The following is an 11964-nucleotide window of genomic DNA, read 5'->3' as shown; positions in this document are numbered from 1 at the left end:
CGAGAGAACATGTCTTCAGATGCAGGACATGAGATTATGGTCAGCCGGAGCATTCAGGCGGAAGGAACCTTCGGAGATCTTAAAGAAAACTACAGATACAGCCGATTGAGACGCCGGGGACTGGAAAACGTAAAATTTGAGGTGCTTATTGTGGCCATGGGACACAATATCAGAAAATTAAACAACAGAAATCGGATGAGTTGCCCAGAACTCGAACGTTATGGAAAATTAAAGGAGCAGAAAAGCGAAATCTGAAAAAGATTATAAACAGTCTTTTTGATTTTTGGCTCTTTTCAGTGCGTTCAAAAATTGACTTGAGCGGAAAAACACATCATAAAACAGGATTGAATCAGATAAAAAGCATAGAAAAAGGGGCTGTAAATCTCGCTGATGAAAAATCAGTCGAAATTTAACAGCCCCTTTAAAACGTTACAGAGTGATTTATTAGAAATGGATTGAAAAAATCTAGGATATTGTCAATATTTTTAAAGTTAGAACTTGTCTGAGTAAGCGATTTCAGATCTGTTTACCGATTAAAAACAATAAGAGAATGGAGGGTAAATCGTGGTGCTTTATTTAAAGGAGGTACCGCGGTAAAGAAACAGAGTTGAAATATAAGACTGCAAAAATCGATAAATTATGTTTACGATTCATGAACAGAATTGGATTTTAAATTAAATCACGAAAATCACACAGAAACCCTTGATTGAGATAAATATCCTTTATATAAAGGATGTCAATTAAAAAGCTTCGCTTAATTTCTTAAGAATTTCTTAAGAAAATCGAATGAACAGTTTGTTTTTCCTGTTTTGCTTTGATAAGCTCAACGACGTCAAAACAAGGAGGAACAAAAAATGAAAATGACAAAACGTGCTAGACTTTCAATCGCCGCTTTAACATGTGCTGTATCCTTCCTGAATGCTGCGCCTGTAATGGCTGCAGAAAAAACTGACAATGCTCAGAAAACAGCCGCTGGAAGTTATGTTTCCGGCTTAAGCGAAAAGAACAAAACTGAAAATAATGATCTGAGCTCAAAAACCGGAATCGTCAAAGAAGGCGATAAGACTTATTACCTGAATCAGTTTGGGGAAAAGGAAACCGGACTTAAAGAAGAAAACGGAAAAAAATACTTTTTTAATAATGATGGAACAATGGCAAGCGGATTTGTTGAAGTAAACGGATCTACTTACTACTTCTCCAGACAGAATGGCGAAATGCTTAATGGAAAAATTGATCTGGATGGCAAAAGCTATTATCTGCAGGAAGATGGAGAACTGATTACTGGCTGGAAAACTGAAAATGGTCAGAAAAAGTACTATGAAGAAAATGGTGCAGCGGTCAAAAACGCTGAAAAAACAATTAATGGAAAACGATATGCGTTTGATGAGCAGGGAGTGATGCTCACAAACTCCAGCAAGAATGGATATGATTATGGTCAGGACGGCGTAGGAACTCCAAATAAATCCGCCTATCAGAAGATTGCAGATGCAGCTCTTGCTCAGGTAGGAGTCATGCAGGACTGTACCATGCTGGTAACGAATTCACTTCGGGCAGTGGGAATCAATTTTCATGGCTGGCCAGAAGAATACCTTTCTTTAGGACCTACCACGAATAATCCTGTACCAGGAGATATCATCGTTTATTCCGGCCATGTTGCAATTTATATCGGAGATGGTAAAGCTGTGCATGGTGGATTCATGGGGAATCAGACAAAAATCTGGACTGTGGAATGTACAAATCCATTCATCGCCTTTGTTCATCCTACTCTTCCGTAAACTACGATTTATATGTAGAACTCATTGAGAACTAAGGAAGGTTCATGATTAATAATTACGATTGAAAACAGAAAGCAAATACATCTGGGGCTCCAAAGCCCTTTTTTTTTATGTTTTGATATTCTGTTAAGAAAATCAGAATTCGAATGTGAACTGAAGAATTGCCAAGAAGATCCATTGGTATAAAGAATCTAAATTAAGATATAAAGATTTTATAAAAAATATTTGCATTTTGAGTAGACTTTTTAAATCAATCTGGTATTATGAATCCAGGAAGTCAAGCAGCAGATTTCCTTAACACAAATAATAATTTTTCCTTTCTTTTTTCTCTAGTAAAAACCCGGGGCAGCAACCGGGTTTTTATTTTGCATATTTTTTTAAAGTCAGGCCTGCCCGGTCTGGCTAATTTTTTTTGTTTATTGAAAGATGAACTGATTTGACCTGAAAAAATATAAGAAATAGGCTTTGAAAAAAGAAAGTGAACGAAATTGAGCTGTTTTTCGGGTTAAATTTGGTTGTTCTGGATTGTTAGTGTTCCTGAGAATGGATCGGATTGATCATGTGATATATTTGAATCAGAAAAGAGAACAAAAGTTCAACTAAGGAAAGTGCAGCAATTCTTACAGTTGGTTTTCAGATTTCTTTTCTTAAATTTTCCTCTTTCAAATATTACAACAGGGAAAAGGCTTCTGTGTATGGCGTCACAGAGGCCTTTTTCCTGTTTTCAGAGTGGTGAGTCTTATTAACTCAAAATGAGCTTCTTAATAAAGAATTAATAAACAAAATTCATCCTCATTAAACACTGGTAAAGGGGATCTTCTGGAAACTCTGTAAAAATCCAATGTTTTATCTTGGGAGGAATTGATGAAAGGATGTGTTTTTAAGCTCTTTTTGATAGAGTGATCTCATGCGAGAATTTGAATATGAAGGGTCTGAACCTTCCAACAAAACTGATAAAGAATCAGACTCTGCAGCTAAAAAAGTATCAACAAGTGAAAATGATTCCGTAAATGATACAAAGCCGCAATCTACTGATGAGATCGTAAATAACAAGATTCTGGATGAGTTTACGAATAGAAATGATAAAACGCACAAATTAAAACGTTCAGAAAGAATTTCGAATGCCAGACCCGGAAGTATCAGCGCGGATCTGAATCAAACCAAAAAGAAAAGTTCATCGAATTCAAGTCATCAGACGGATTCAATTACGGAGAATATCACCACAAAGATTCTCATGTTTAGAGAACAATTATCACGTGTCAGTAAAAATAACGAAGAGAAGCCATCAAAAAAGAAAAAACGAAAGCTTCCGTTCAGACTGACATATAAAGGCTGGATTTTAGTCGTATCTGTGATTGGCTTTTTATGCCTTGGGTTTTATCTCTTTTTTTCCAGACCCACTCCAATTGATCGTCTTTCGCTGACATATCTGGATAATCTCTCAAAAGATTCTCTCGGAGTGGAACTTCAATCGACTTTTGCGGACACCTACCAGATTTCCGATTATACGTTATATGGAGAAACGCTCAGTCTTTATAACAGTCGATATCAGAATGGAATCCGGGATGATTTATATGGAAGAAATGTTTTACTTCGAAATATCGAAACTGGCGATCAACTGACATATACTTTTGCCGGAGCGGCAGACAGCGGCATTCCGTTAGGAGAGCTTGATGCCGGCGTTTATGAAGTTTATGTTTATGATGGATTTACACCCAAACGTGTAAAGATGGCAGACGAATTTCATGCCGATCCTTTTACTACAATTCGACGTGATAAAACAGTCAGCACGGTAAATATGGATGCTTCAAAAGAAACGCTTAAGAAGTTCGGAATAGAAACAGATGAGAATTATCTTTATCTGACAGTCACTTCTTCACTTCCAAAAGTGAAGATAATTGACGTGATGATCGATCCATCGGGTCTGCTGAAATATGAACTCAGTTCCATGGTCGAAGAAGGTTACATTTCAGAAGGATTTAATGAAGCTGAACAAAGCTATGAATTTGCCAAACAGATTCAGCTTTATCTAGAAGAAGCTGGTCTTCGTGTCGAAATCAGTCGGGATAAAGATGAGCCAGTCAGCTACTATGGAGTCAATTCGCGAGTCGGAAAAGGGTATACCAAGCAGGCAAAGGTATTCCTTGGACTGGGCATGGATGAATCGGACAATCCGCTTCCATATATATTGACATCTCCTTTCTCGAATGGATTTTTAGCCAATTCCATATCTCATTGTCTGATGGAAAATGGGATCGAGCTTCAATATATTCCTGATGCGCCTGATCGTCTGGATTATGGAGTCGCCTATGATACCTATCAGGTCAGTGCGGATTACGAAGTTCTTCCATATACACTGTATCCGCAGTTACGTGAAACTGGCGGAAAAGTAACTTATGCCGGATTGAGTGCAGGTACGGAGAATAATGCGAATTTCTCAACCAATCCAGGAATGTATGGAATTGAGTTTTTGTATGCTTCAACGGACTCTCCATCGTCCCAGGCTTATTTCGTTCAGAACCGGGATCTGATGGCTAAGTCCATTGCTCAGGGGATTATTGAATATTTCAATATTCCTCAAACTCAGGAATCAACTGAACAATGAATCTGATTTTTAATCCATCTGGATATTTGGATTATGCATCGGTTGAATAAATTTAGATTGTGAACAATCAGGAAAGGAGATTTAAGATGCTGCTGCAGCTGTCGAATATTTCAAAATCTTTTGGAGCGCAGGATGTGCTGACTTCAGCGACCCTGACTGTTCGTTCCAATGAAAAAATAGCACTTGTCGGACGAAATGGCTCCGGTAAGACAACCTTACTGAAAATGATCACTTCGGAAGAAGAGCCGGATCAAGGAGATGTTTTTAAGAGTGATTCGCTCAGAGTGGGTTATCTTGCTCAGATAGCCTTTTCAAGTGAAGATCGTACCGTTTATGAAGAATTGCTTGATGAATTCAGAGATGTGATCAGTCTTGAAAAAAAGCTTGAAGAGCAGGCTGCGCTTTTAGCAGTCGATTCTTCTGAGCAGCAGCTGGATCGATATGAACGGTTGCAAAATGAGTTCGAAAGCCGTGGTGGATACGACTATGAACATGAGCTGCGATCAGTCTTCATGAACTCCGGTTTTGAAGAAAGAGAGCTCAAAAAGAAAATTTCTGAATTTTCAAGTGGTCAGAGAACGAGGATTGCCCTTGTTAAGCTACTTCTATCCAAACCGGATCTTCTGCTTTTAGATGAACCGACAAACCATTTGGATGTTAAGGCGATCGAATGGCTTGAAGGATATATTTCCCGTTATCCTAAAGCGGTGATTCTGGTCAGTCATGACCGAATGTTTCTTGAACACACAGCGACAGAAATTGTAGAGCTTGAGTTTGGAAAGACGACTCGTTATCCAGGAAGTTATACGCATTATTTAAGCGCGAAAGAAGAATTTCTGGCTAAAAATCATGAAGCTTATATCCGCCAGCAAAAGGAAATTGATCGGCTTGAGTCGTTAATTGAAAAATTCCGCTATAAAAGTTCGAAGGCCGCTTTTGCCCAGTCCAAGATAAAATATCTTCAGCGTATGGATCGCATTGAAGATGTGAAATCGGATCAAAGCCGCTTAAACGCATCGTTTTCAAGCGCGAGAAAAGGTGGAGAGCGGGTTCTTGAAGTAGATCAGATTGAGGTAGGCTATTCAAAGGAACGTCCTTTGACAAAGGTTTCCTTTCAGCTGATGAGAGGGGATCGCCTGGCGATTGTCGGACCCAACGGAATTGGTAAATCAACCCTGCTGAAAACATTAATGGATCGAATGCCGGCCTTGTCTGGGCAATGGCATTTTGGCCACCAGGTAGATACTGGTTATTTTGATCAGGATTCATCCGAATTAAAATCGAATCGAACAGTGATTGATGAGCTCTGGGATGAAAATCCGGATGCGACTCAGACTGAAATTCGAAGTACACTGGCCCGGTTTCTGTTTACAGGAGAAGAAGTCTTTAAGCAGACCATGGATATTTCTGGAGGAGAACGGGTCTGTCTGGCTCTGGCAAAACTGATGATGGATCATGATAATCTTCTGGTTTTGGATGAACCGACTAACCATCTTGATATTCCGGCAAGAGAAGCGTTGGAAAATGCTCTTAAGGAATATGATGGAACAATACTGTTTGTCAGTCATGACCGAATGTTTCTTTCAAAGATGGCTAATCGAATTCTTGAGATAGATGATCAGGGTAAAAGTCATCTGTATATGCTCAATTACAATGAATACTCCGAAAGAAAAAAGGCAGGAACACTTGTTGAAACTCTTCAGGATGATGCCCTGAAAAAGAAGACTCCTTCAAAGAAAAACACTTCAAAAAGTGAGCCGGCCAGTCAGAATCTGAGTTATTCTCAGAGAAACAGTATAAAGAACAGAGTGGCTAATCTTGAAAAGCTGCTCGAAAAGGCAGATGAAGACCTCGAAAATTTAGAGGAACTTCGCTATAATCCAGAGTATTATCAGGACTATCGAAAAATGGAAGAACTTGAAGAACAGATTGATGATAAGAAAAATGAAATTGAACGATTAAGTGCAGAGTGGGAAGAAAAAAGCCTGCTTTTGGAAAGCTGATCTCTTATTGCAATTGTTTTCTTCCAAAGAATGAAAAATGCATAATTTTAAGCAAAGGCTCAAAAGAGCCTTTTTTATGTTTACTGAAAAATTCAAAGGATTTTTCCTGAATCAAAATGGTCAGGTTACTTAAGAAGGAATCTGCAGGTAAAACAGATAAGATTTGGTTAGGAAAATGACATCGATTGATGTAAATTGAACCATCAATCAGCTTTGAAAGGAGCCATAGAGGTATGGATTGGAAATACAGTTTTGATCGAAGAACTTTGAATCTGGGAAAAAAGATTGCTGAAGCAGGAATGATCTACGACAATATGCAGCAAGGAGATTTTTATCAGGCAATGGTTTATGATCCCAGAGTCAGAAGATCCTATCCAGTGCAGGCACAGATTGATGATGGTGAAGTCCTGGCACTTGAATGCGGATGCTCTGAAGCGAATGGAGATCACTTATGTCCCCACGAAGCTGCTTTTCTTTTTAATCTGGAAGATCAGGTTTCAGATCCATATGAAAAATCCATAGTGAATCGATACTCTCATCCTGATTTCAGTAAGAACAAAAAACAGAATCCAGTAAATCAGAGTAGAGCTTCAAACCTGAATTCAGATCGTAAATCTTTTCTCGCTCAGGATAATCCCTTTCGGAAATTGAATGATGAAGCAAAATCAGAATCATTAGATCCTCAGAAAGAACATTCACTGTATCAATCAGAAACGAAGCCCGATCACAAATCAATCGATTCAAAAAACAATCAATCCAATCATCGGATTCCCGAAGGTTCACTGGATGATTTTCTTAGAAGCCTGTTTGAGAAAACAAAATCAGATCAGTCGGAGATGTTTGATTTGTCAGCCAAGCCAGAAAATGAGCACAGAGATACCATAAGGCAGATCAATGACTTTTCAGAATCAGGCTTAAACGCCTTTTCTGACGAAAACCAGATCCAGGAAGAATATCCTTTTGAAAATCAACATCTTTTTAAAAAGCAGGAAACGCTTAATCCTGTAAGGGATCAGTCTTCAGGATTGAAAGATGAACATGCAGCTCATAGTCAAAATGTTGAAGACCATGAAGACCATGAAGAAAAAGAAAAATATCAGAAGAAACAGGGTGGAAACTCTCAGAAGTCTGAAAATACTGGCGCTGATTTTGATCAATCGATTTCAGAGGATACGACTGCTGATTTTCCAGAAGATTTCAAAGCATCTGCTACCGAAAGTTTTCCATCAATGTTTCAAGATGAATCTAAACCAGACCTGAAAAAACGAATACAAAACACACAGGACCCAAAAGATAAGAATGATGTAAAACAGGCAGTTTACAGTCCAGCCACAGGACATGGCCTGGCAGGCCTGATTGAAAAGATGCCGGAAGAAGAACTCAGAGAGTTCGTATTTTCAATGGCCAGAAACGATATTTCGTTTCGGCAGCAGCTTGAAATGAAGATGCTCAAGCAGATTCCCGAAGATTTGATGGAAACATACTTTGCCCAGATCGATTTTCTGATTGCCTCTTATCAGAATAGTTTTGGGGCAATATCAGCTCATAAAGCCGCAGAATTTGCAGATCATTTTTCTGGAAATCTGTTGGTAAAACTTAATTTACTGCAGTCTGCAAAACTCATCGAACAAATGATGGAATTTTATTCCTATGCTATTGATGCTATTCTTTCTCTTCCGGTTATGCTTGAAGAAAATCAGGAAGAGGAATTATGGAAATCGTTTTCGGTTGGTTTTGACCAGATTGAATCTGAGGTTGAAAAGGATCAGAAACGGGAATTATTTTTGCGGCTTGAAGAATGGATTAAAAGAGCGCAGAAAGAAACAATTATCAGCGAAGAACTCGAAAGCCTTCTCATTCATAATTTTTGTGAAGAAGAATTTGCTTCAAGAAAATTGGAATACCTGAAAAGAAGGCTCGAAGAAGAAACAAAGAATCTGAACCTGATCAATCTGTCAGATCCGGAAATCACTCGTCTTTTAAACTGGTCATTTACTTTATTCAGAAATTATCCACAGCTCCTTGAATATAAGGCTCAATTTCTTGAACCATATGAGAATCTGCCTGAAGTTTTTATGCAAAGAATTGAAGATGCCTGTGAACATCATGAATATTCTTTAGCTAAAACACAGATTGAACAGAAACTTAATCAGGAGCAGGAAATATCAGATACCTTTAAAGGCGAACTATTAAGAAAGCTTGCAATGATTTCTCGAGCCATTAGCGATCCAGATACTGAAGTTAAAGTTCTTAAACAATTAGTACTGCATTCAAAAGATACGGAATCAAATGACCTGCTGCGCCTGAAAGAATTAATTAACGAACAGGAATGGATGGAAATCAAAGAGTTTGCTAAAGACAATGTCAGTCCGTTTGAACTGGCTAAAGTTCATCAGACTGAAGGTGATTTGAATTCTCTGATGGATCTTTTAGAAGAACATCCAATTGAATATCTGGCAGAAATGTATGAGGACGAACTATCAGCGGATTATTCATCCAGATTAGCTGCCTTGTGGAGTTCAATGGCATACAGTCAGGCGCATTCTCAGGAAAGCGCCCGTTATGATCATGTCATTTATTGCCTGAAGAAGGTCGAATCGATTGATCAGACCGGAAAAGCAGCTCAAAAGAATGCCAATGAGCTAAAAAAGATGTATCCTCGGCGGCGTTCACTGATCAGAAAATTGGAGTCAGCAGGATTTTGATAAAAATAAATTTGAGGACTGACCAATCTTTTAAAGATTTGACGGATGAACCAGTCTATGTTAGTAAAAAGTCTGATTGAAATTTCGATCAGACTTTTTTAGAGCTGATGTTGTGGTAAAGAACCGTTTTTACTGATCAGTTCAATTTTCTGTTTTCTGGAATATTGCTTGATTTCGTATTCTCTGGACATGGCTGAATGTTGATCGGTGAATATTTCGAAATAGACCAGCCGAACGGGAATTCTTGATTTCGTATATTTTGCGCCTTTACCAGTCTGATGTTTTTTCAGCCGTAAAAGAAGATTGTTTGTATAACCGGTATAAAGGCTTCCATCTTTGCAAAGCAGAATATACGTAAAGAATACCGGCAGAAGGTTTTTGTTTTTCATTTTTTCGATTATGATTTTGACGGCAAGCCGGATGATCCCAAAGATAGTTAATCCTGATAAATAACCAGATATGGATATCCGATTATTGTATTCTGCCTGTCTGTATAAAAGGATCTTGCTAAAGCTTGCTTTGAGAAGATAAATTATGACACGTTCAAAAAAACTTTTGTTAAATTCGATAACTTCGCTGATCTTTCAGCTCGTCTCCCTGATCTGTGGTTTCATTTTGCCTCGTATGTTTTTAACTTACTATGGTTCGTCTGTGAATGGACTGGTTTCATCGATTACGCAGTTTCTCGGGTTCATATCTCTGGCAGAATGTGGGGTGGGGGCGGTTGTTCAGTCATCTCTGTACAAACCATTAGCAGATAATAATCGTGATCAGATCAGCCGGATCTGCATTTCATCAGAAAGGTTCTTCAGGAAAATCGCATATATATTATTGGTATATGTTGTGATTTTGATGATTTTTTATCCAATGGTTACATTGGATAGTTTCAGCTACGGTTACACGATGCTTCTGATTGCGGTTATTTCGATCAGTTCATTTGCTCAATATTATATTGGCATGACTTATCGACTTCTTCTGAATGCGGATCAGTTGGGTTTTATCCAGTTCACCATCCAGACAATAGCTTTATTGCTGAACACCGCCGCAGGAATACTGTTGATGAAAAATGGGTTTTCTATTCAAATTGTTAAACTGACAACTTCTTTAATCTTTCTGATGCAGCCGTTATTGATTTCAGCCATTGCCAGAAGAAAGTATCATATCGACCGCAAACTGGTTCTTACCGAAGAGCCAATCAAGCAAAAATGGAATGGACTTGCTCAGCATATTGCCGCAGTTGTTTTAGCCAACACAGATGTTGCTGTCCTGACTCTGCTTTCAACATTAAAAAATGTTTCAATTTATGCTGTCTATAATCTGGTTGTCACTGGATTGAAGCAGCTGATTGTATCGCTGGTCAATGGAACGCAGGCTATGTTTGGAAATATGCTGGCTAAAAATGAAATGCAGAAGCTGTTAAAAACCTTTGATGCTTACGAGTGGATCATTCACACGTTGGTTACGTTCGTTTTTTCCGTCACCATGATCCTGATTGTTCCATTTGTCCGTGTTTATACAAAAGATGTAACTGATGCCAATTATATCGTTCCCGTTTTTGCTTTCTTCATTACTCTTGCGCAGGCCTCTTATTGTTTAAGAATTCCTTACAATACAATGGTTCTGGCTGCGGGCCATTACAGACAGACACAGGCTTCTGCAATTCTCGAAGCATTAATCAATGTTGGTGTTTCTGTTGTTTTTGTATACAGCTTTGGATTAGTCGGAGTTGCAATAGGGACATTGATGGCGATGGTCTATCGGACGTGCTATCTGGTTTATTACCTGTCAAAAAATATTCTTAAACGAAATCAGATGATCTTTTACCGCCATATTTTTGTGGATGCTTTAATCATGACTCTGGTATTGCTTGGATCAAGATTTTTCATCCTTTCCAAGATCACTTATGCAGGCTGGATTTTGATGGCAGTTCAGGCAGGCGTTTATGACCTGATTATCGTACTGGTTGTGAATTTCATTTTTTATAAACAGACTATGAAAGAATCACTGGATTTCCTGTTCAAAAGATTCAGAAAATCCTGATGAATTCAATATCAACTCATGCTGTTCCTTTGAACTGAGTTTTATAGGAACGGCTTTTTTTATTGCGTGTTCTGGCTTTGGTGAAAGTAGCTAAGCGAAATAAAATGCTCATCATTTTTAAGCTATACTTAAAAATGATGCAGCAGAGATTTAAAGTTACGAAAATTAATGAGATTTCTAAACTTATCTTTTATGCGATACTAATTTGATCTAAATTTTGAATTTATGACTGAATTCAGATTGGATGAGTCTTCTATATAGCAGCAAATGATCTTTAAAAATGTTCTTGTATTAAACTTTTGTTTGAACTAAACTTAAAAAGCCGTAAACTTTTAGCGGTTAAGAATATCCAGACTCCTATATCTAAGGGCATAAATCCTTATTTGTGAAAATTTAAAAATAATTCACAAAAAGGGTTGACCGATGACTGTTGGAGTGGTATTCTTAATGAGCCTTGTGAGAGACGGCTTGTTTCTCACAAGCGAAGTCTTCTTCTGATTGTGAAATTCAAAAAGAAATTCACAAAAAAGCCTTGACTTTGATCAGGACAGGGAGTAAGATAAGCAAGCTTGTGAAAGATAAATAAATCTTCACAAATAACTCGTTCTTTGAAAACTTTACAGACAGTATGTACAAGTACCAATTGGTACAGGTTAAACAAACAAACCAAGTACAAGTCAATTCAACCTGAACAATCAAAAAATAAAATAAAACGCAAAAGCGTTGAGTCAAATCAAATGGAGAGTTTGATCCTGGCTCAGGATGAACGCTGGCGGCATGCCTAATACATGCAAGTCGAACGGTATCTTTGGATACAGTGGCGAACGGGTGAGTAA

At 38.1% G+C, this 11964-nt stretch carries 7 protein-coding genes and 1 rRNA gene; 7 read left to right on the top strand and 1 reads right to left on the bottom strand.

Annotated elements, in window-relative coordinates:
* The 5 genes from BO222_RS08925 to BO222_RS08905 all read left to right on the top strand — a co-directional run.
* Positions 1–255: transposase (locus BO222_RS08925; protein ID WP_075817320.1), on the top strand; the 255-nt coding region annotated here is incomplete at its 5' end.
* Positions 256–854: 599 nt separating this feature from the next.
* Positions 855–1775: an NlpC/P60 family protein gene (locus BO222_RS08920; protein ID WP_075820298.1), complete on the top strand. Its 921-nt coding sequence runs from the start codon at positions 855–857 to the stop codon at positions 1773–1775.
* Positions 1776–2682: 907 nt separating this feature from the next.
* Complete coding sequence (locus BO222_RS08915; RefSeq protein ID WP_075820295.1) at positions 2683–4380, top strand: hypothetical protein; 1698 nt, start codon at positions 2683–2685, stop codon at positions 4378–4380.
* Positions 4381–4466: 86 nt separating this feature from the next.
* The gene (gene abc-f, locus BO222_RS08910; protein ID WP_075820293.1) at positions 4467–6383 is read left to right on the top strand and encodes a ribosomal protection-like ABC-F family protein; all 1917 of its coding nucleotides are present in this window, start codon (positions 4467–4469) and stop codon (positions 6381–6383) included.
* A 233-nt stretch (positions 6384–6616) separates the two neighbouring features.
* A complete protein-coding gene (locus tag BO222_RS08905; RefSeq protein ID WP_075820291.1) occupies positions 6617–9088 on the top strand; it encodes a hypothetical protein in 2472 nt (823 codons plus the stop codon).
* Between the two features lie 98 nt (positions 9089–9186).
* Here BO222_RS08905 and BO222_RS08900 read toward each other — a convergent pair whose 3' ends face one another.
* Positions 9187–9477, bottom strand: a complete 291-nt coding sequence (locus BO222_RS08900; RefSeq protein ID WP_075820289.1) for a GIY-YIG nuclease family protein — start codon at positions 9475–9477, stop codon at positions 9187–9189.
* Between the two features lie 145 nt (positions 9478–9622).
* Between BO222_RS08900 and BO222_RS08895 the strand changes: the two genes are divergently transcribed.
* Both BO222_RS08895 and BO222_RS08890 read left to right on the top strand, forming a co-directional pair.
* Positions 9623–11128 (top strand): lipopolysaccharide biosynthesis protein, encoded by a 1506-nt coding sequence (locus BO222_RS08895; protein WP_075820287.1) that lies wholly within the window; start codon positions 9623–9625, stop codon positions 11126–11128.
* Positions 11129–11862: 734 nt separating this feature from the next.
* Positions 11863–11964, top strand: a 16S ribosomal RNA gene (locus BO222_RS08890); the annotation flags it as partial.

It is taken from the genome of Ileibacterium valens (assembly GCF_001945525.1).
GTDB classification, from domain to species: domain Bacteria; phylum Bacillota_I; class Bacilli_A; order Erysipelotrichales; family Erysipelotrichaceae; genus Ileibacterium; species Ileibacterium valens.
Note: the sequence above shows the minus strand (reverse complement) of the source record. Positions and strands in the feature narration are given on the sequence as shown.